Annotated in this window: 16 protein-coding genes and 4 pseudogenes; 10 read left to right on the forward strand and 10 right to left on the reverse strand. The window is 56.3% G+C overall.

Translation table 11 applies throughout. From position 1 onward, the window contains the following. Positions 1-3: 3 nt before the first annotated feature. From KGR00_RS07875 to KGR00_RS07885, 3 genes are read right to left on the reverse strand one after another with little or no spacing between them, the layout of a single operon-like run. Positions 4-3,261 carry a type I restriction endonuclease gene (locus tag KGR00_RS07875; protein WP_224424364.1) on the reverse strand — a complete coding sequence of 1,086 codons (3,258 nt, stop codon included), beginning with the start codon at positions 3,259-3,261 and terminating at the stop codon, positions 4-6. Continuing rightward, positions 3,261-4,577, reverse strand: coding sequence for a restriction endonuclease subunit S (locus KGR00_RS07880; RefSeq protein WP_224424365.1), 1,317 nt, complete (start codon positions 4,575-4,577; stop codon positions 3,261-3,263). Before KGR00_RS07880 ends, KGR00_RS07875 begins: the two co-directional genes overlap by 1 nt. Then, positions 4,574-6,601 carry a class I SAM-dependent DNA methyltransferase gene (locus KGR00_RS07885; RefSeq protein ID WP_224424366.1) on the reverse strand — a complete coding sequence of 676 codons (2,028 nt, stop codon included), beginning with the start codon at positions 6,599-6,601 and terminating at the stop codon, positions 4,574-4,576. Before KGR00_RS07885 ends, KGR00_RS07880 begins: the two co-directional genes overlap by 4 nt. Positions 6,602-6,921: 320 nt before the next feature. Between KGR00_RS07885 and KGR00_RS07890 the strand changes: the two genes are divergently transcribed. Further along, positions 6,922-7,479: a DDE-type integrase/transposase/recombinase gene (locus KGR00_RS07890; RefSeq protein WP_224424367.1), complete on the forward strand. Its 558-nt coding sequence runs from the start codon at positions 6,922-6,924 to the stop codon at positions 7,477-7,479. A gap of 53 nt (positions 7,480-7,532) precedes the next feature. Here the strand turns inward: KGR00_RS07890 and KGR00_RS07895 are convergent, their stop codons facing one another. Together KGR00_RS07895 and KGR00_RS07900 are read right to left on the reverse strand one after the other, a co-directional pair. Further along, positions 7,533-7,916, reverse strand: coding sequence for a DUF1232 domain-containing protein (locus KGR00_RS07895; RefSeq protein WP_023007037.1), 384 nt, complete (start codon positions 7,914-7,916; stop codon positions 7,533-7,535). 69 nt (positions 7,917-7,985) lie between these two features. Continuing rightward, complete coding sequence (locus KGR00_RS07900; protein ID WP_023007038.1) at positions 7,986-9,041, reverse strand: DNA-binding protein; 1,056 nt, start codon at positions 9,039-9,041, stop codon at positions 7,986-7,988. A gap of 194 nt (positions 9,042-9,235) precedes the next feature. Between KGR00_RS07900 and KGR00_RS07905 the strand changes: the two genes are divergently transcribed. After that, positions 9,236-10,225 carry a tyrosine-type recombinase/integrase gene (locus KGR00_RS07905; protein ID WP_063091982.1) on the forward strand — a complete coding sequence of 330 codons (990 nt, stop codon included), beginning with the start codon at positions 9,236-9,238 and terminating at the stop codon, positions 10,223-10,225. 161 nt (positions 10,226-10,386) lie between these two features. Here the strand turns inward: KGR00_RS07905 and KGR00_RS07910 are convergent, their stop codons facing one another. Both KGR00_RS07910 and KGR00_RS07915 read right to left on the reverse strand, forming a co-directional pair. Beyond that, complete coding sequence (locus tag KGR00_RS07910; RefSeq protein WP_223305241.1) at positions 10,387-10,599, reverse strand: hypothetical protein; 213 nt, start codon at positions 10,597-10,599, stop codon at positions 10,387-10,389. Between the two features lie 57 nt (positions 10,600-10,656). Next, positions 10,657-11,085: pseudogene (locus KGR00_RS07915) on the reverse strand (Tn3 family transposase); the annotation flags it as partial. A gap of 460 nt (positions 11,086-11,545) precedes the next feature. Between KGR00_RS07915 and phnC the strand changes: the two are divergent. From phnC to KGR00_RS07950, 7 genes are read left to right on the forward strand one after another with little or no spacing between them, the layout of a single operon-like run. Further along, positions 11,546-12,364: a phosphonate ABC transporter ATP-binding protein gene (gene phnC / locus KGR00_RS07920; RefSeq protein WP_224424413.1), complete on the forward strand. Its 819-nt coding sequence runs from the start codon at positions 11,546-11,548 to the stop codon at positions 12,362-12,364. Beyond that, positions 12,361-13,224, forward strand: coding sequence for a phosphate/phosphite/phosphonate ABC transporter substrate-binding protein (gene phnD / locus KGR00_RS07925; protein ID WP_224424368.1), 864 nt, complete (start codon positions 12,361-12,363; stop codon positions 13,222-13,224). Before phnC ends, phnD begins: the two co-directional genes overlap by 4 nt. Positions 13,225-13,234: 10 nt before the next feature. Further along, on the forward strand, positions 13,235-14,065 hold the full coding sequence (gene phnE, locus KGR00_RS07930) for a phosphonate ABC transporter, permease protein PhnE (protein ID WP_011784781.1): 831 nt from the start codon (positions 13,235-13,237) through the stop codon (positions 14,063-14,065). Positions 14,066-14,074: 9 nt separating this feature from the next. Continuing rightward, positions 14,075-15,085 (forward strand): phosphonate dehydrogenase, encoded by a 1,011-nt coding sequence (locus tag KGR00_RS07935; RefSeq protein ID WP_062363463.1) that lies wholly within the window; start codon positions 14,075-14,077, stop codon positions 15,083-15,085. Further along, positions 15,079-15,519, forward strand: a complete 441-nt coding sequence (locus KGR00_RS07940) for a LysR family transcriptional regulator (RefSeq protein ID WP_224424369.1) — start codon at positions 15,079-15,081, stop codon at positions 15,517-15,519. The genes KGR00_RS07935 and KGR00_RS07940 overlap by 7 nt, the downstream gene beginning before the upstream one ends. Next, the gene (locus KGR00_RS07945) at positions 15,453-16,469 is read left to right on the forward strand and encodes an IS30 family transposase (protein WP_035410980.1); all 1,017 of its coding nucleotides are present in this window, start codon (positions 15,453-15,455) and stop codon (positions 16,467-16,469) included. The genes KGR00_RS07940 and KGR00_RS07945 overlap by 67 nt, the downstream gene beginning before the upstream one ends. Beyond that, complete coding sequence (locus KGR00_RS07950) at positions 16,444-17,043, forward strand: LysR substrate-binding domain-containing protein (protein WP_224424370.1); 600 nt, start codon at positions 16,444-16,446, stop codon at positions 17,041-17,043. The genes KGR00_RS07945 and KGR00_RS07950 overlap by 26 nt, the downstream gene beginning before the upstream one ends. Positions 17,044-17,427: 384 nt before the next feature. Here KGR00_RS07950 and KGR00_RS07955 read toward each other — a convergent pair. Continuing rightward, a pseudogene (locus KGR00_RS07955) lies at positions 17,428-18,120 on the reverse strand (transposase); the annotation flags it as partial. Positions 18,121-18,148: 28 nt separating this feature from the next. Next, positions 18,149-18,291: pseudogene (locus KGR00_RS07960) on the reverse strand (mercuric transporter MerT family protein); the annotation flags it as partial. 73 nt (positions 18,292-18,364) lie between these two features. Between KGR00_RS07960 and merR the strand changes: the two are divergent. Then, positions 18,365-18,829 carry an Hg(II)-responsive transcriptional regulator gene (merR, locus tag KGR00_RS07965; RefSeq protein ID WP_063091985.1) on the forward strand — a complete coding sequence of 155 codons (465 nt, stop codon included), beginning with the start codon at positions 18,365-18,367 and terminating at the stop codon, positions 18,827-18,829. Here the strand turns inward: merR and KGR00_RS07970 are convergent. Beyond that, a pseudogene (locus KGR00_RS07970) lies at positions 18,813-19,091 on the reverse strand (MFS transporter); the annotation flags it as partial. The gene merR and the pseudogene KGR00_RS07970 overlap by 17 nt on opposite strands. Between the last annotated feature and the right edge of the window lie 124 nt (positions 19,092-19,215).

The following is a 19,215-nucleotide window of genomic DNA, read 5'->3' on the forward strand; positions in this document are numbered from 1 at the left end:
GGCTTAATCCATATCCAAGTCGATGTCTTGGCCTTCGCGCAGCAGGTCATACACCACGTCAACCAGTGCGGCCATGCCCTGACGATCAGACTTGAGCACCTGGGTGGCCAGCTTCTGGTGACTGGACAAAGCACGTACCACCGCTTGCTGAACAGCGCCAGGCAAGTTGCCTTTCATGGCCTGTTCGCGGGTGTTGCTTTCCACCTGAGCCATCACCACATCGCTTTCACCGGCGATTGAAAAGATCTGATTCACGAAGGCCACCTGATCCTGAATCGGCGTTGCCTCACCAAACAGGCTGTTGAGCCGCTCAATAATCTCTTTGACGAATTTCGGCTTGTCGCCTGCCACACCACCACCGCCTGCACCTACCGGTTGCAGTACCGGGGTTTCGCCTTCGTCCTCCGCGTTCTCTGAACGAGCATTGATGTCAAAACCGGTGAGCACCAGGCCGGTCAAGTCCACGGTTTCAGGTGCTTCGTGCAATAGACGCTTTTGCAAGAGCTTGGCGAAGGCGGCGAAGTTCTCCAGCTCCGGGTCGCCAAAATCAATCAGTTGGGCGATATAGGAGTAGGTACGACAAAAACGCCCCAAATCCGACTTGAATCCAATCAGTGCCTTGATTTGCTCGGCGTACTCATCCTGATGGTGATCGGCAGACTTCATACCCGCCTCATCACCCTTGGCGCGGGCCTTCTCAAAAGCCGCCTCCCAGGTCGCCATGCCATCGCGCAGCATCTTCATCTTGTCGTTATACAAGGCCGTCGCTCCAGCAGTGGCGGCATACAGCGCCTTGTGCTGTGGCGATTTGGTATGGGTGATGTCGCGGATGGTCTTGAAACGTGCTTCCTTGAACGCAGCCAAGTCCTTCTCGTCGTACAGGCCGTGCTCGTCCAAGCGCTCCTTGATCTCGTAGACCACATTGAGGTCTTGCACTTCGTCGATGTGAGCACCCTTGTCATAGGTGGTAAAGGCCTGACGCACGTTCTCCGGGTCGTTCACAAAGTCGATGATAAAGACCTCATCCTTACCGGGCGCCGTCCGGTTGAGACGGGAGAAGGTCTGCACAATCTCCACATGGTTGGCGATTTTCTTGTCTACATACATGGCGACCAGTTTGGGCTGGTCAAAGCCGGTCTGGAACTTGTCGGCCACCAACATCACCCGGTATTCAGGGCGGTCAAAGGCAAAGCGCAAATCCTGCCCTTGGACATCCGGGTTCATGCTCTGCTCAGTGAACTCTTCGTTCTCATCGACGATAAACACATCGTCCTTAAACTCACCGTCATCCTGGTGCATCACCTGCTTACCGGTCATCTTGCCGGAGAAGGCCACCAGTGAATGAATAAAGCCGTACTCGCTGTGCTGCTCGATATAGCGGTCAAACGCCTTCTTGTAGCGAATGGCGGCGGCACGGGAGCTGGTGACCACCATGGCCTTGGCCTTGCCATCCAGCCGGTGGGCGACGTTCTTGGTGAAGTGCTCAACGATAAACTGCACCTTTTGGGTCACATTGGTGGGGTGCATGGACATCCACTGTGCCAAGGCGCGTTTGGCGGCCTTGCCGCTCACCCGCTTGCTGTCTTCAATCTGCTTCGAAAGGTTGAAGGCCGTTTTGTAGGGCACATAGCCTTTCAGCACATCGAGAATGAACTTCTCCTCGATGGCCTGGCGCATGGTGTACAGGTGGAAGGCTTGCGGCGGGTTATCGTCCGAGGCCGGTTGGCTTGGATCGGTCGGGCGACCGAACAGCATCAACGTGGAGTGCTTGGGCGTACCGGTAAAGGCGAAGTAGCTGATATTCTTTGGTCGGGCGCGGGACTTTTGCAGTTGTTCCAGCAACTCATCCACCGTCATGGTGGACATCTTGCCTTGCCCGCTCATTCCCAGTGCGGCTTGCAGCTTGGCGGCGGTAGCGCCGGTCTGCGAGTTATGCGCCTCATCAATGATCACCGCAAAGTTTTTCCCTTTCAGGGCTTTGTCGGTGATGATGGCTTCCATCGCATAGGGGAAGGTCTGAATCGTGACCACCACAATCGGTGTTCCAGACAACAGAGCTTCCGAAAGCTGCTTGCTCTTGGACTTGGACGATTTCTGCCGGTCGATGGCGGCGATCACGCCAAACTGGTGGTCAATCTGCTTCACCGCATCCTGGAGCTGGCCGTCCAGCACATTGCGGTCGGTGACAATAATCACGCTGTTGAATACCGCGTCGCCGTTGTCTTCGCGCAGCTTCACCAGATCATGGGCCGTCCAGGAAATGGTGCTGGTTTTGCCGGAACCGGCGCTGTGGTCGCATAGGTAGGTCATGCCCGCACCGTTCTGGCGAGCGTCGGCCAGCATCTGGTTCACTGCCGTCCACTGGTGGAATCGCGGGAAAATCAGGGTCTCTTTCTTTGACCAGTTGCCCTGAATATCCACTACGTCCTTTGTCTCGACGTAGACAAAGCTATGGAAAATCCGTAGCCAAGCGTCCGGCTGACAGACCGCCTCCCAGAAGTAGGCTACCGGGTATTCTTGGGTACCATCGGCCTTGATCTCACCGGGCGGGTTGCCCGCATGTACCGCGCCGCTTTCGTCCTTGCGACCCTTGTTGAACGGCAGGAAGAACGTATTTTCCCCTTCCAGCTTGGTTGCCATCATGATTTCGGAATCGGACATGGCAAAATGCACAACTGCGCCACGCTTGAAGGTCAGCAGTGGTTCCCTTCGTTTGGTCTTGGGATCATACGGCAAGCGGTCATTTCGGTATTGATCCATCGCCGCTTCAGCCGACTGGGTGAAGTCGGTTTTAAGCTCCACCGTCGCCACGGGTAGGCCGTTGATAAACAGCACCAGATCAATGGCAAATTCACGGGCTGGGTGATACTTCAGCTCCGGCACCACGCGCAGGATATTGGCCTGGTAGCGCTCAATGACTGCTGCATTGCGCTTGTCTTCCGGTGCGGCCTCGGTCATCTCGATCAGGCCACAACCGGCAATGGAAAAGCCCTGGCGCAACACCTGCATGGTGCCTTGTTTCTCCAGCGCCTTGTCCAGCCGCGCCATCAGCACCTCAAGGGTCTTGGCCCCGTTGAGCCGTTCCAGCTTGTCCCACTTTTCCTGCTGGCCGCTAGTTTTGATCCAGCCTTCCAGGTCTTCGGGATACATCGCTCGCTCGGTGTCGTAGTGCTGGGTATCGCCCAGCTTCCAGCCCTGTTCAACCAGCCGGTCAATAATGTATTGCTGGAAGTGTTTTTCCTGATGGGCGGATGCCTGCATTATTGTTCTCCTCGCAAATCAATCTGGCCGGTGACAGCGGCGGTAATAAAGGCCGAGCGGCGTTCTTTGAGTAGGGCGATGCTTTGTTCTGTTTTCTCGACTAGGGCATCAATACGAGCAGTTCCAGCATTGATTGTATTGGTAATTGCGCTCTGCTCATCGACCGGAGGGATAAGTACTGGAAGCCTTCTGACATCTTCAAATTTCAATGACTGCCTTAATCCTCCCCCCATTGCATAAAACACTTTACAAAGGTCATATGAACGCATCAACCATGCAAAATATGTAGAGTCAATACTTTGCGGTTTCACGGCCATATAGGCAGAGGTAATGATTCCTCTTTGCGTGACTTGGGCTGACCGCAAGCTACGTTTGTCGTTTTGCAGATCGGTGAACCTAAATACAATTTCGCCAGACTCTACAATTTGATAGGTTTCATAAGACTCTGGTGTTAACCCCATATTTCTAGTTTCAGGCTTCTGAATGATGTTTCCGTAGCTGAGGGACAGAATATTGGTTTCAACTAGGCCAACATTCTTTCGATTCAGTTCTGTAACCAAAGCGAAGAAGGGTTTAACCTCCCAATGCTCCGGCACCTGCCCAATCCACTCAACGCCAGAATCTTTCATCCGCACATTAGGGTTCAAACCTTTCGTAACTGCATGGGTGATCAGCGCCTGGCGCTTTTCCTTCAGCAGCTCGATAAAGCGGGTTTTCTTCTGGATTAGCGCATCAATGCGGGCGGTTTCGCGGTCGAGGGTGGCGGCGATGGTGGCTTGTTCGTCTGGTGGAGGCAGCGCTACTGGGGCATTACCAATAGTATTTTGATTCAGGCCATATCGGGTTATTCCCGGCGACTCAACAAAGAAGTGAGCTTTTGTATGATCCGACTGGAGCGAACGATGGATATAGCTTCCATAGTTATCATTTAAGGCACGAATCATGGTGAGATGATAGCCACAAATCACTCCGGGCATATCATGTGGAACAAAGGCTGGAATCCCTATGTCGGACGGGTCTTCCGAATCCTTCGTGATAATGACATCGCCTTTTTTCAGAGTGAACTGCTCAATCTCGTGGGTGCTGGCAGTAGCCTGCATGAAAGGCATATCATCACTGATGAACTCGTTGTAATAGACATCCGTGTAGTTACAAAGCTCAACCGTCTGCTGGTCTTCGTAGCTCTTCTTGTCAACGCCACTATTAGAGTAACGCCCGACATGACGTAGTCTTTTTACCTGCCAATGCTCCGGCACCTGCCCAATCCACTCAACGCCGGAATCCTTGTACGCGGGATACACTTTGTACTGGCTCATTCGCTGGCCACCTCTGCCAGTAGCGCGGCAATCTCGGCTTCCACCTGCTTCAGGTCTTCATCAATATCATGCAGCTTGCGCGGCGGCTGATACTGGTAGAAGAAGCGGTTGAAGTTGATCTCGTAGCCGACGCGGCCCAATTGACCGTCCTTGGCATCGGTAAAGCTCTCGTCCAGATAGGCATCCGGGACATGGGGCAGCACTTCGCGGGCGAAGTAGTCGTCAATGTCTTCCAGGTAGGGGACATTTTCGTAATCGGTCAGGTCAGTATCCGGCACCAGGTTGCCGTTGGCATCCGTGACCGGCTCGGCTTCCGGGTCTTTGTGACCAAAGGCGTTGATCAGCGCGGCGATAAAGGTCTTGTTTGCCTTGACCTTGAGCTGCTTGGCTTCGTCGGACTTGATTGCGTCCTTGGCAAAGGTTTCTGCCCAGCCATAGGTCTGCGTTTGCCCGATCAGCGGCTTGAGGGCGTCGCGCCAGAATGTCTGATGCGCGTCAGAGAGCTTTTCCCAAGCGGGGTCGGCTTCCAGCCGCTCCGTGCCTGCCTTATCCAGTTCCAGGGTCATGCGCAGCGGGCGCAGTACCTTGATACGGCGGTAGCCAAAGGTGCGGTAGTCGAGCATCCGGGAAAGCGCATCGGTTTCCCCAGCGGCGTAGATGTCCAAAATCTGGCGGCACTGATCATGGCTGACAATACGGCGCTTGTTGCCCTCGTTGCGGATTGAAGTCCACAGGTCGGTGGCGTTGATCAACTGCACCTTGCCTTTGCGCTCCTGCGGCTTCTTGTTAGACAGAATCCACAGGTAGGTGGCGATATTGGTGCGGAAGAACAGATCCGTTGGCAGGGCCACAATGGCTTCAATCAGGTCGTGTTCCAGCAACCAGCGGCGGATTTCCGATTCGCCAGACGCGGCACCACCGTTGAATAGTGGCGAGCCGGACAGCACGATAGCGGCGCGGCCACCGCCATTGCTCGGCAGCTCCAGCTTGCTGGCCAGGTGCATCAAAAACAGCATGGAGCCATCGCTGATTTTTGGAAGGCCCGGCCCAAAGCGGCCCAATTCGCCTTTCTTGTGTTCCGCTTCGACGGCGTTTTTGTCCTTCTCCCATTTCTTCCCAAAAGGCGGATTAGACAGACAGTAGTGGAAACGCTCACCGGCAAACTGGTCGTTGGACAGCGTGCTGCCTTGACGAATGTTCTTCGACAGGTCGCGGCCAGGGTCGGACTCCAGACGGCGGATCAGCATCCCGGCCACACAAACCGCATGAGTTTCCGGTTCCAGCTCCTGCCCGTGCGGCACCAGAACCGGCGGCACCTTGTCGTGGCCACTGTAATCGCCCACATGGTTCATGGCATCAGTGAGGAACCCACCCGTGCCGCAGGTCGGGTCATACAGGGTACGAATCAAACCGGGGCTGGCCTCAAACAGGGCGTCATCCGGGTCAAGCAAAAGCGCGGTCGCCAAGTGAACGATGTCACGCGGCGTCATGAAGTCCTCGGCCCCTTCGTTGACCTCGGCACCAAAGCGGCGAATCAGGTGTTCGTAGATGTTGCTCATCACCCGATCCGGCACCACATCAGGGTGCAGGTCGATCTTGGCGAAATTCTGGCAAATCTTGTACAGCAAGCCAGCCTTCTCCAGCCGGATCACGGTATTGCCGAACTCGAACTCCTCGAAGATAGCGCGAGCGTTATCCGAAAACAGGGCGATGTAGTCTTCCAGATTGCGGCGCGTCTTGGTGCTACCCAGGGTGCCAAGGGAGTATTCGGAGGTGTTGTAGAAGGGGTATTCAGCGGTTGAGCGCAGAATGGTGTCCAGCTCAACATCGGCATCCTTGAAAGCGGCGTATGCCTCTCTCACCGCTTCGCGGGTTGGCTCCAACGCACACTCCAGGCGGCGCAGCAAGGTAAACGGCAAGATGATCTTGCCAAAGTCCGTATGTTTGAAGTCCCCCCAAAGGTCTTCCGCGTTCTTCCAAATAAAGTCAGCCTGTGAAGCTGCCGATCCCGTAAATTCGTTCATCCTGGCCTCCAACCATCTTTTGCACGAAACGCTACCATGATCAGCTGGTGATTATCAACCATATTTTGCACAAAAGAGGATGGATTCCAATTCTTGGCTGAATCTGCAATCCTACCTCAGAATGCAAATAGCCTAAAAAAGTGGCGTCGCCTGCTCGACGAGGACGAGAACTCGTAAGGTCGCTGCAGGCGGAAATGGCCCAGGAAGGCCGGGTGGTATCATTGGCCAAACTTTGTCGCTGGCTGGATTTCCCTCGGCGCAGTCTGTATTACCGGCCAAAGGCTCGGCCTCGTGTCGTGAATACGGACCTGACGGCCCGTGTGAAGCTGACGCTGGAACGCTTCCCCCGCTACGGCTATCGCCGGCTGGCGTGCGTACTGGGCGAGAACCGCAAGCCGATCCAGCGCATCCTGCAGCTCAAAGGCTGGCAGGTGCGCAAGCGACCGCAGGGCTTCCGACCTCGCGCTAGACGCTTGCCGTCGGTCACCTCACGGCCAGATGAGCGCTGGGCCACGGATCTCACTCACGTGTGGTGCGGTAAGGATCGGCGGGCCAGCTTGGCGGTCATCATCGACTGTTGCACGCGTGAGATCCTCGGTTGGCGATTATCGGACAATGGCAGCAGCAAGACAGCAGAGGCCGCCTTGGAGGAAGCACTGGTTTATCGGCTGGGGGCGCTGGGACGCGTTCAGCAACCGCTGGCCCTTCGCTCCGATAACGGGCTCGTTTTCAGCAGCCGCCACTACACGGGCACGGTAAAGGCCTATGGCCTCACGCAGGAGTTCACGACGCCATATACACCGGAACAGAACGGGCTCGTGGAGCGCTTCTTGAGGGTCGGCAACGATTCTGACGAAATCCTCCAAAAAGCGCATTAACCATCTGTTTTACAAGCCTTAAATTAACTATTTCATCACGTGCAGACGATGCGTTACCTGCTGTATTCCCACACCCAGTAGCCAAAAGCCGTGGCACATAAAAGCCATGTGCCAATAACGACTGCGGCCGCAACGTGGCTGATCGGCTTGATTGCCACTTTAGCTGCTTTCGAGCGACTTGCTTCTATCACATTCGATGGCGTCAGCTTGATGACAAGGACGATGCCCAGCGGGACCAAGATAATGTCGTCAAGATAGCCCAGGATCGGCATGAAGTCCGGAATGAGATCAATTGGACTCATGGCGTACGCTGCGATTGCGAGCAGCCGAACGACTATGGGGGGTATTCGGGTCTCGCGCCACAAAATAACCGTCAGCGCATCATGCTGAATGCGTTTTGCCGCAGCTCGCAGCCTGCCAAAGATCACGGTAGACATCTAACTACTCCTTGCGCGATTGGCATCACTCGCAACTCTCAGGGATGATCAGGCCGAGACAATAGCGGGCTATTTAGCCAGGCTTGTTTGTAGTTGTTTCAACTGACCCTGGAGGACAGCTTTTTCCTGCAGTAATTCGCGATTCTGATCGTTGAGGAACTGGTTTCGGTCGTCAGCCGCTGCCACGCGCTCTCTGAGGTCGGAGATCCGCTGCTGGCAGGCCGCGAGATGTTTTTCAGAATCCGTTAGGGCCGCACCAAGCTTCTCCCTGTGTTCGGCGTCGCTATCTCGCTCCAGCTGGAGGCGGTCGACTGTCGCTTCCAGCGTTTCTGTTCGCGTTGCCCATTGTGTTATGACGGCCTGGCTCGCGTGCAATTTTTCTTTCAAGTTTTCAGCGTGATCCTGACTGGCCTCATAGCGCTGGTTTATTTGGTCGCGATGTTGTCTCAGCGTGTCGCGGTCCTGTTCGCTGGAACGGAGCTGCTGCGTCAGCTGATCCACCTGACCCTCCAGCCCTGACTGGGTCCTGTGGAACTGGTCCCGTTCATGACGGCGATCCTCGGCAATCTCCTGCTGGTAGTGCTCGAAATGGCTGCGGATATCGCGGTTTTCCTGCTTCATCTCTTGGACGGTTGCAGTGGTCTCACTGAGTTTCTCCTGACTTGCCTCCAGTTTGGACGTGAGTGAGGCCGCCCGGAGCTGTTCCTGTTGAAGAGCGTGGGCCTGGGCATCGCTTTCGTTGCGAAGCGCTTCATTGGCCTTCTCCAGCCCGCAGCGTTGCTCTTCCAGTGACTCGCACCGCTGCCGCACCTCTTCCAGCTCGGTGCGCCATTGCTGTTCCAGCGTCTGGTGCGCTTCGCGCTCCTGCGTAATACGTTCATCGGCCGCGTATTGAGCTCGCTCATGCAGGGCTTTCACGGCGGCCACCAAGTCAGCCGGGAGTCCGTTCAGATCCGCTGCGGCTTCGCTGCCTGATTTCCAACGTTTCAGCATTGGCCCGAGAGTGCTGCGACTGCCGGTACCGAGTTCCGATCGCACCCGGTCGACAGTGGGCTCGTCACCGCGTTGGCGGACGCGTTGCGCAGCGTTGGCGACATCCTGGTAAGTAATTCCGGCGCGGGCCATGACATGCCTCATTTTATCATATAACGTGATATGTAATATTACATTATTTATTCGATAATTAACAAAATTTATTTAAGATGCCTAACGCACGTTAAAGCGCGTTAACGTGCGTTAGTGTGTGGTCTGTTCTATCCTGCTCCTGTAACGCCGGTACATCAGCGGCTCTTGAAAGCACGCCTCGAATTGGAGCGGTCATGGATCCAAAACCCACCGTCAAGTCCACATTACGTAACGCGGAAAAGACCGTATTAGCCGATACGGCTAATCGGTACATCCACATGGCCACCACCGACAACACGCGGCGGACCTACCGTGCGGCCATTCGCAGCTTTGAGCGCTGGGGTGGACGTCTCCCGACACAGCCGGCGACCCTTGCGGCCTATCTGTCCGATCAGGCAGACGCGCTTAATCCTCGCACGCTGGATGTTTACCTGACGGCCCTGGGGCGCTGGCACCAGACTCAGGGATTGCGTGATCCCGCTCGAGACCCCGGCGTGCGCAAAACGTTGGAAGGGATTCGTCGCGCCCATGGTCGGCCGAAACGGCAAGCCCGGGCGCTGCGCCTCGAACACATTGCGGCCTTCCTGGAAACACTCCAGCAACAGCCTGACTCGCTCAAGAAGCATCGTGACTGGGCCCTGCTGCAGGTCGGTTTTTTTGGGGCGTTTCGCCGCAGTGAATTGGTAGCGATTGAGGTGAAGCACTTGTCGTGGGAGCCGGAAGGGCTGGTGGTGACCCTGCCGCGCTCTAAAACAGACCCTCACGGTGAAGGCCTGAAGCGGGCCCTGCCTCGGGGCAACGAGCTGGTCTGCCCGGTCAGCGCCCTCGAAACCTGGCTAGAGCATGCCGGCATTCACGAAGGCCCCGTCTTCCGCGCCGTCAACCGCTGGGATCGGTTGCAATCCCAGGCCCTTTCAGGCGGGTCGGTGAACCGAATCCTGAAAGCGCTTGGGGAAACCTGCGGCCTGGACTTCGTGCCGACCCTGAGCAGTCACAGCTTCCGGCGCGGTCTATCCACCGCCGCCGCGCGGGAAAAGGTCGACTTTGCGCAGATCAAGCGCCAGGGTGGCTGGAAGCATGACGGGACGGTGCGGGGCTACATCGAGGAAGGACAGCAATTTACGGACAACGCCGCAAACACCTTACTGACCAAAGTCGCCAGGTTGATCCGGGACACCGACTAATGGTGAGTGTGGTCGCGGCTGGCTACGCTGCCCGGAAGCACTCAGAATACGATGAACAGGTATCTGTAGTGGCTCACAAAGCTAATCTGTTGGGCCCGCAATTATCCTGAGCAGTGGGACCACATTGGGTGAGAAAGGGCGCCCGGTTGGGCCCAGATTAGCTACGAACCGACCAACCCCTGACCGTCATACTCGACGGTTCCGCAAGGCAGCTGTTCCCGCACCTGCACCACCTGGTCCGTCGTCCAGTTGAGCGACGCTGCAAGCCGCTTAAGAGTGACAGGACGACCCTGGACCAGCTCACGCAATAGCGCCACATGAAGCGTGGCCTCCGCTTCTCCGGTCAGGCCCAGCCGATTCACGATTTCTCGCATATCATTCACGGGGCCTTGCCTTATCCCGCGCAGCAGGATAGTTGTTTGACATCCTTTATAGTCGCCGGTCAGGTTGATGTGCTCCCAGCCCAAGGGAGAAAGATGCCGCAGAAGCGTCTCGTCGATATCCCGGCCGTCTTCGCGCAGTGCTTGAACCGCCCGCTCCATATAAACCGTATTCCAAAGGATAATAGCGCTGACGACGAGATTGAGTCCGCTTGCACGGTAGCGTTGATTCTCGTAACTGCGATCGCGGAGTTCACCGAGCCGGTTCAGGAAGACGGCACGAGCCAGCGCGTTCTTAGCCTCGCCCTTATTCAAACCAACCTGCACGCGGCGACGCAGTTCGACGTTTTGCATCCAGTCGAGTGCGAATAATGTTCGCTCAATGCGGCCCAGCTCGCGCAATGCGATCGCGAGGCCATTCTGACGCGGATAGCTCCCGAGCTTGCGCAGCATCAGTGATGCGGTGACAGTGCCCTGCTTACTTTATTTCGAATTAGTAAGTGCAAGGCTGTCCTTGCCCACCCTTAAGGCCACACCTTGAATTGCTGCCCGTTTCCAGATCCACCCCACCATAGTCAGCACCTGGAAGCGCGACCTATTGGAGAGCGCGTCCGACCTCCTCGAAGGCAAGAGTATAGTCGGTAAGCAATTCGATGAACTCAGCACGGACGAACTGTACCGTGAGATTCGCCGACTGACGGTGGAACGCAATTTTTGTTGCTTAAGCTCCTGGGTGGCTCGTTCCACTTTGGCTGAGCTCCATGTATTTCACAGAGCCCTTCGGAAAATCCTTGCGAACCAAAAGCACTTCATCAACCTGTCACGTCAGTGACACGACAGTGTCATCTCTCAGCTTTACCGTTCAATTGTAACTCGCAATACGGCGAGCTTATTTATTGCAAAAGGTGATCCTGTGGCGCCAACTCAATCAACCAATGTGATGCTTCGAGTCGAGAGTATGGGCGTAACCTACCCGGGAAACGTCCTCGCGCTCAAACCCACCAACGTTCACTTTCACAAGGGCGAATTCACCGTGCTACTGGGACTTTCAGGCGCGGGTAAATCCACTCTGCTTCGTTCACTGAATCACCTGGTTAAGCCCACAACCGGGAAGGTTGTGTCTGGCGAGTTTGGTGAACTGACCAACCGTAGAATCCTGCGACAGCACCGCAGCCGCACGGCCATGGTTTTCCAGCACCATCAACTGATCGAGCGCCACACTGCGCTGCAGAATGTTCTCACCGGCCGGCTTGCATATCACAGCACCTGTCGCAGCCTGCTGCCCCTTCCCAGGGCCGATCTGGAGCTTGCCTACCATTGCCTGGAACGGGTCGGGTTGGCCGACAAGGCTATAGCCCGGGTGGACCAGCTTTCCGGCGGACAGCAACAGCGCGTTGGCATTGCTCGCGCCCTGGCCCAGCAGCCATCCATGATTCTGGCTGATGAACCGGTCGCCAGCCTGGACCCGGCAACCTCGGCACGGGTACTGGGCCTGCTCCGGGACATCTGCCGCGAGGACGGCATCACCGCTGTTATTTCCCTGCACCAGCTGGAATATGCCCGGCGCTTTGCTGACCGAATTGTAGGCCTGGCCAACGCCCGAATTGTGTTTGACGACACACCAGCCCATCTGCGGCAGGAACACCTGAATGAGATTTACCAACAGGAGGCGAACCCGGCGTCCGGCCCGGCCCGAACACCTGCGCTCGCCCCTGTAGCCATCACCCCCCAACCCAAGCAAATGGAGATAGCCCGATGAAACCGATACTGAATGCTCTTATCTTACTGTGCCTGATCACCGGCCTTGCCCCCTATGCCCAGGCGGCCGATCCAGACCCGGATGTGCTGAAGGTCGCCCTGCTACCAGATGAAAACGCCTCGGCACTGATCAAACGCAACCAGCCCCTGAAAGACTACCTGGAAAGCACCCTCGGCAAGAAAATCGAGCTGATCGTGACCACCGATTACTCCTCGATGATTGAAGCCATGCGGTTCGGCCGCATTGATCTGGGCTACTTTGGTCCGCTCTCCTATGTGATGGCCAAGAGCAAAAGCGACATCGAGCCTTTCGCGGCCATGATTGTGGACGGCAAACCCACCTACCGTTCCGTCATCATTGCCAATGCCGATTCCGCCGTGGAGTCCTACGCCGATATCAAGGGCAAGAATATGGCTTACGGCGACCCGGCCTCGACGTCCAGCCACCTGATTCCCAAGACCGTACTCCTTGAGAAGGCAGGGCTCGAAGCCGGAAAGGACTATGAGGCTCATTTCGTCGGTAGCCATGACGCTGTTGCGGTTAACGTCGCCAATGGCAATGCCGACGCCGGAGGGTTGTCCGAAGTTATCTTCGAGCATGTAATGGATCGCGGCCTGATCGATCGGAGCAAGGTTCGGGTACTCGGTTACAGCGGTGAGTTTCCCCAGTACCCTTGGGCAATGCGCTCCAACCTGAATCCAGAGCTCAAGGCAAAGGTGCGTGATGCGTTCCTGAGTATTGACGACAAAGAGATCCTCAGCAGCCTGAAGGCCGAGGGCTTCGCTGCCATCAGTGACTCGGACTACGACGTCATCCGCCGTATGGGCGGCCTGCTGAATCTTGATTTCGCGAAGATGTGAGGAGTGCCCCATGAACTATACAACGACGGAACCGGCGACTCTGTCGCCGGCCCCGTCGGCCTCCGTGCTGGATGAGCACGCGAAAGGCTGGCGGAAAAAACTCGGACAGTCGCTGTTAGTGCTGCTCATCATTTTTGTCGCAAGTTGGTACGTAGGGCTGCTCAATTTCAATACACTTGCCAATGGCGTGCCAGCCATAGGCACACTCATTGGCGAATCTCTTCCACCTGACTTCACCAATGTGGCCAGCTGGGTGTCGCCGTTAATCGACACGCTTGCGATGAGCATTGCCGGTACTGCCATTGCAGTAACCTTGTCTGTGCCACTGGCATTCCTGGCTGCGCGCAACACCTCTCCACATCCGGTGGTGTTCCAAGTAACTCGAACCCTTTTAAACGGTTTGCGTTCAGTCCCGGAACTGATCATGGGCATCATCTTCGTGGCTGCTGTTGGTTTTGGGGCGTTGCCTGGCGTACTGGCGCTCGGTCTTCACTCCATTGGCATGGTTGGAAAGTTTTTTGCCGAAGCGATTGAGCATGTAGATGAGGCGCCAGTGGAAGCGGCCGATGCTGCCGGCGCTACTCGCTTGCAGGTGCTCTATCACGCCGTGCTGCCACAAGCACTTCCTCAATTCGCGGACGTGTCCATTTATCGCTGGGAATACAATTTCCGTGCCTCGACCGTAATGGGCATGGTGGGTGCCGGTGGTATTGGCTTCGAATTGATGGGCTCGCTGAGAATCATGCAGTATCAGGAAGTCAGCGCCATTCTCATTGTCATCTTGTTGATGGTCACCGTCGTGGACAGTCTCAGTGGCCGCCTTCGTAAGAAATTCAAATAAGGAACGTCGATGAAACCCAAGGTTGTGATAACCCATAAGATCCATGACAGTGTTCTGGATGAACTTGCCCAAGATTGCGAGCTGGTCACCAACCAATCCGGCGCCACGTTGCCCCAGGAGGAAGTGGCTGCGCGCGTTGCAGACGCTGATGCGATGATGGCGTTCATGCCAGACCGAGTTGGAGTGGAGTTCCTACAGGGGTGTCCGCGCTTGAAGGTGATTGGTGCAGCCCTGAAAGGCTATGACAACTTTGATGTGGATGCCTGCACGCGTCATGGGGTTTGGCTGACATTTGTACCGGATTTGCTAACCGTGCCTACTGCAGAGCTAACGGTCGGGCTGACGATCAGTCTCACCCGACAAGTCAAGGCGGCGGACCACTTCGTTCGATCCGGTGAATTTACTGGCTGGACACCACGCTTCTATGGGCAGGGGATCGAAGGCTCACGGATTGGTATTGTGGGTATGGGGGCCATCGGCCAAGCGGTGGCGCAGCGCCTGAACGGATGGGGAGCGGATTTAATCTATTCCCAGCCGGAACGTTTACCCGTGCAGCATGAGCAGGCACTGGGTTTGTCCCATACTCCCCTCAAGATGCTGCTGGCCCAGTCAGATATTGTGATCCTGGCACTGGCGCTCAATGAGCAAACCCTCCACACCATTAATCGCGAAACGCTAACAGGAATGAAACCGGGCGCATTCCTTATCAATCCCTGCCGTGGATCTGTGGTGGATGAGGGTAGTGTTCTGCAAGCGCTTCAATCCGGTCAGTTGGGGGGGTACGCCGCTGATGTGTTTGAGATGGAAGATTGGGCGAGAGAAGATCGTCCGAGGGAGATCGCCCAGGGGCTCAGGGCCCACCCCAACACGCTGTTTACTGCTCACATCGGATCGGCAGTCAGTCAGGTGCGTCTGGCTATCGAGCAACGCGCTGCTCGGAACATTCTGCAAGTGCTTCGGGGTGAGCGGCCGGATGATGCGATCAATGATCCCAGTGGCCGCGAGAGCGGCCCATGCTGAATCTTGTCTGGCTGAAGAGTTTCGTGGCGGTGCTGGACCACAACGGGTTTCAGGCCGCAGCCCGCCAGTTGGACATCGCACAACCCACACTGTCCCAGCACCTTCAAAAACTCGAAAACCAACTTGGCGTTTTATTGGTCCACAGGGGGCGCTCTGGCTGTGAGCCAACCCGGGCTGCCTTAACCTTGTTGCCTTTTGCCCGAAGTCTGCTCCGGCTGGAGGAGCAGGCGAGATCTTCCATTATGGAGGCTCGACTTCGCGTTGGGGCGAGCTCCAATATTGGGATTTATATGCTCCAGCCCTACATCCGTCCTTGGCCGCCAATTCTGAGTGCAACACCTGACCAAACCGGTAAGGTGTTGACCCCATGTCATATTCTGAACTCTGCACCGAAGAACGTGCCACGATCCAGGTCAGCCTCTCGCAGGGCTTGAGCATCAGGAAGGTAGCAGCCCTGCTTGAGCGGTCCCCGGCGACGATCAGTCGAGAGATACGGCGCAATGGGTCGTCCGATGGCCGGTATCGCGCGTCACACGCGCAACAGCGCCGTCATGACCGTCGAGACAGTTGTCGACCAAGGCGCAAACTGCTTCCTGGAAGCCCTCGGTTCGCCCTGATTCAGCACATGCTGCGTCGGCGCTTGTCTCCCGAACAGATCAGCGGCAAGCTCAAGCATATGAATATTCCTGACCTTCGAGACGCCTACGTCTGCCGAGAAACGATCTACAGTGCCATCTACGCGTTGCCCGTCGGTGAGCTGAGAAAGGAACTGATCCATTGTTTGCGGCAAGGTAAGCCGACCCGCAAGCCGCGCCGTGGCCAGGTTGACCGGCGCAACCAGATCCCGGACATGGTCAGCATCCATCTCCGTCCTCCAGAGGTGGAAAAACGTGAATTTCCTGGCCACTGGGAAGGCGACCTGATCAAGGGCAAGAACAATGCATCGGCTGTCGGCACCCTTGTCGAACTCAAAAGCGGTTACCTGATCCTGGCGAAGATGAACGATGCGACTGCCACCTCTGCTGTAGAAGGCTTCAGCGCGGCGCTGAATCGCATGCCGTTGGCCGCACGGAAGAGCATGACGTATGACCAGGGACGTGAGATGACGCAGCACGCCAAGGTCACCCAGAATACCGGTGTCGCCATCTACTTCTGTGACCCACACAGCCCATGGCAGAGGGGCGCCAACGAAAATATCAATGGGCTCATACGACAGTACCTGCCCAAGGGAACGGATCTATCGATCTATAGCCAGCAAGAGCTGGATGAGATCGCGCTTGAGCTGAACATGCGCCCGCGAAAGCGTTTCGACTTCAAGTGTCCCATTGAGATGATGAGCGAGCAGATGGCGAAGTACCATGAGGCTCCATCATCGACACATTGACGGTGTTGCACTCAGAACCTGCATCCGCCGTCGTTACAAGGAGCTGGGCGTAGGGCCCGAGGTGGATGTGGTAATAGATTCCAATCCGACTATTGCACGGCATTTATCGGACGGTGAGCTGGACGTGGCGATTATGGAGTGGTGGCATGATCTACCCGGATTCCATGCTCAGGCGTGGCGTAACGAGCCCGTTGTTCTAATCGTTCCGCCTGGTCACCCGTTAGCCCGTCGAACCGATATCGACCGCGATACGCTGTCTAACATGGCTCTGATCGGCGGCGAACCCGGCACCGGCACTGGCCGGCTTTTGGCGACCTACTTCGGTGAGCATGGGCCATTTCCGACGGTATCTATGCAGCTGGGTAGCACCGAAGCCGTCAAGCAAGCGGTTAAGGTCGGACTTGGCGCATCGTTGGTGCTTGAAAGTTCTGTACGGGAGGAGGTCCAAAATGGAAGTCTGGTGGCTATTCCCGTGAGTGAGCCTGGCCTTAGCAAGGAGCTGATGGTGATTTATCCGAGCAGCCTGGACAAACACAGGCCAGTATACTCGTTTGTTGGGCATCTCTGTGAATAGCTATTGGGTCCACCTCACGCATATCTAGCTGGGAATGCAGATACTGAGCCTCACGCTCACTTCGACAACGCAGTATTCCGTCATCTGCATATCGGCAGAATGGGATATCCGGATGACGAACGGTCAGCCAACGATCCAATGCATAATGCAGAAACAGGTTTGCCAGAACTGGCGATAACTGATATTCATTCGCGTACCCGCTATTGGAATTAACGGCGGATTTCTCGCTCTGTTCGCCCAATGAGTGTAGTTGCAGAATTGAATTTTTAAAGCACAACTCATGCTGAAATGAAAATTATTTAGCAAGGGCCAGTCGTCGACTAATTACTGCGCAACTTTATGAATTGTGGAAAAAATGGTGTCGATATCATTGATGCCAAAGGCTTAGCGTACAATTTTTTCCGTTTCGTGAACTGACCCCTGCTTGGTGGTGTAGAGCATCCGGGCCCGCATCACCTCGAATGAGTAGCCCCGGCCATCGCGGTTCTTGTCCTTGGCCAGCCGGTTGATCGACTCCGTGAAGGCATTGGTGACTGGGATGTCGTCAATCCAGGCAGCCAGCGCCTGCTCAGCATCTCGCCGGCTGGCACAGTCCCAGATGTGGTAGAACCGCTCCTTGTGCTCGTAGGCTGCCAGGAGCTGGGGGAAGGCCCCCATTCAGGTTTCCATGATGAGACGTTCGCGGTCGGAGACGTCGTGAGCCCGCTTCAGCAAGGTCTTCCGGTCACCCTTGAGGGTTCGGCGTTGGTTGGCCTTCAGCTCCTTCCTGAGCCCCTTGCGGACCTTCTCCAGGGCTTCGTTGGCCATACGCACAACATGGAACTTATCGACCACGATGCGGGCCTGTGGCAGCGCCGCCTGGACGGCACGGCGATATGGCTTCCACATGTCCATGCTGACGATCTCGATCTTGTCGCGCTCGGTCATGCTCATGAGCCGCTTCGTCACTGCCTCCTGCTGACGACCGGGCAGCAGGTCTAACAAGGTACGCTCCTCCAGGTTGGTCAGGATGCAGAGGTAGCGGCGGTTCAGGTACAGCTCGTCGATACCTAGGTAGCGGGGTGTCTCGAAGCGGTGCGCACTTGCGGTACCTCGCAGACTTCGCCAGGTTGCCGATCCAGGCACCGGAACCCCCCAGGGCGATCAGGGCCAAGGTGCCCAGACAGCAGGCCGACGCGAGCAGGCTGCAACCCCGCCTGCGATTAACGACTCGCGACCGGATTGTGACTCGGAATTCAACTCTGATATTGCAATTACACCTTCTACGGCCTTGTTCGATAGGTTAAGCTTGAGGCCGTAGTCAACTACGGAGTCAAGGCAAATGCCGGATGAAATGAACTCATTGACCATCGGGGGGCTGGCTAAGGCGGCGAACGTCTCAGTTGAGACCATCCGCTACTACCAGCGACGTGGGTTAATACCTGAGCCCCAGCGTCCTCTCGGGGGTATTCGACGCTACGGTCCCAGCGATATCGGCAGGTTGAGCTTTGTGAAAACATCGCAGCAGTTAGGCTTCAGTCTCGATGAGGTCAGCGACCTGCTCCGACTCGAAGACGGCACCCACTGCCAGGAAGCCAGCACTCTCGCGGAGCGCAAGTTGCACGACGTACGTGGGAAGATCGAAAAGCTACAGCAAATTGAGGTTTTACTGAGCGCCATGGTTGATCGGTGCTGCGCCCAAGAGGGCAATATCTCGTGCCCCTTAATTGCGTCATTACATGAAGGGGTTGGGCGAAAATTTTGTACCTACCCTAGCCAGAGTGGGCCCCCTGCCAAACCTCAGTGACAAAGGGCAACCCCGCAGGCCCTCAGAATGTCCAGTGTGACCAGCAGAGTACGGCGGGGAAGTTTTTGGGCAACAGCCCCAAACAGAGGTGCTATTAGGGCGTAGGCAATCATCTTCAGGGCCAGCGCAATGCCGAGCACCTGGCCCGCACTGCCGCCCGTCAGTCATGGGCCAGCGGCGCCAGCGCCACCGTCGTTAGCCCGGTCCCTGCCAGAGCGATTAGCTGGGCACTAGAAAGGCGTTGGTAGGTGTGAATGATCAGTGGGGGGGGAAAGATGCTCAATGGCCATAGCTCGAATCAGTCTGCGGTGTGGTGTAACGATTCAATAAATCGGGGAACCGGCGATCGATGACCGAATAATCCCGTAACGTAAAGCGAGCGTGGC

This window comes from Modicisalibacter sp. MOD 31.J (assembly GCF_020147985.1).
GTDB classification, from domain to species: domain Bacteria; phylum Pseudomonadota; class Gammaproteobacteria; order Pseudomonadales; family Halomonadaceae; genus Modicisalibacter; species Modicisalibacter coralii.

What these genes read in the sequence shown, in the direction of transcription:
- merR (WP_063091985.1), top strand. Translation starts at nt 18,365, where the DNA reads ATGCCGGATGAAATGAACTCATTGACCATCGGGGGGCTGGCTAAGGCG.
- phnE (WP_011784781.1), top strand. Translation starts at nt 13,235, where the DNA reads ATGAACTATACAACGACGGAACCGGCGACTCTGTCGCCGGCCCCGTCG.
- KGR00_RS07945 (WP_035410980.1), top strand. Translation starts at nt 15,453, where the DNA reads ATGTCATATTCTGAACTCTGCACCGAAGAACGTGCCACGATCCAGGTC.
- KGR00_RS07910 (WP_223305241.1), bottom strand. Translation starts at nt 10,599, where the DNA reads ATGCGAGAAATCGTGAATCGGCTGGGCCTGACCGGAGAAGCGGAGGCC.
- KGR00_RS07875 (WP_224424364.1), bottom strand. Translation starts at nt 3,261, where the DNA reads ATGCAGGCATCCGCCCATCAGGAAAAACACTTCCAGCAATACATTATT.
- phnC (WP_224424413.1), top strand. Translation starts at nt 11,546, where the DNA reads ATGCTTCGAGTCGAGAGTATGGGCGTAACCTACCCGGGAAACGTCCTC.
- KGR00_RS07880 (WP_224424365.1), bottom strand. Translation starts at nt 4,577, where the DNA reads ATGAGCCAGTACAAAGTGTATCCCGCGTACAAGGATTCCGGCGTTGAG.
- phnD (WP_224424368.1), top strand. Translation starts at nt 12,361, where the DNA reads ATGAAACCGATACTGAATGCTCTTATCTTACTGTGCCTGATCACCGGC.
- KGR00_RS07900 (WP_023007038.1), bottom strand. Translation starts at nt 9,041, where the DNA reads ATGGCCCGCGCCGGAATTACTTACCAGGATGTCGCCAACGCTGCGCAA.
- KGR00_RS07885 (WP_224424366.1), bottom strand. Translation starts at nt 6,601, where the DNA reads ATGAACGAATTTACGGGATCGGCAGCTTCACAGGCTGACTTTATTTGG.
- KGR00_RS07935 (WP_062363463.1), top strand. Translation starts at nt 14,075, where the DNA reads ATGAAACCCAAGGTTGTGATAACCCATAAGATCCATGACAGTGTTCTG.
- KGR00_RS07905 (WP_063091982.1), top strand. Translation starts at nt 9,236, where the DNA reads ATGGATCCAAAACCCACCGTCAAGTCCACATTACGTAACGCGGAAAAG.
- KGR00_RS07940 (WP_224424369.1), top strand. Translation starts at nt 15,079, where the DNA reads ATGCTGAATCTTGTCTGGCTGAAGAGTTTCGTGGCGGTGCTGGACCAC.
- KGR00_RS07950 (WP_224424370.1), top strand. Translation starts at nt 16,444, where the DNA reads ATGAGGCTCCATCATCGACACATTGACGGTGTTGCACTCAGAACCTGC.
- KGR00_RS07895 (WP_023007037.1), bottom strand. Translation starts at nt 7,916, where the DNA reads ATGTCTACCGTGATCTTTGGCAGGCTGCGAGCTGCGGCAAAACGCATT.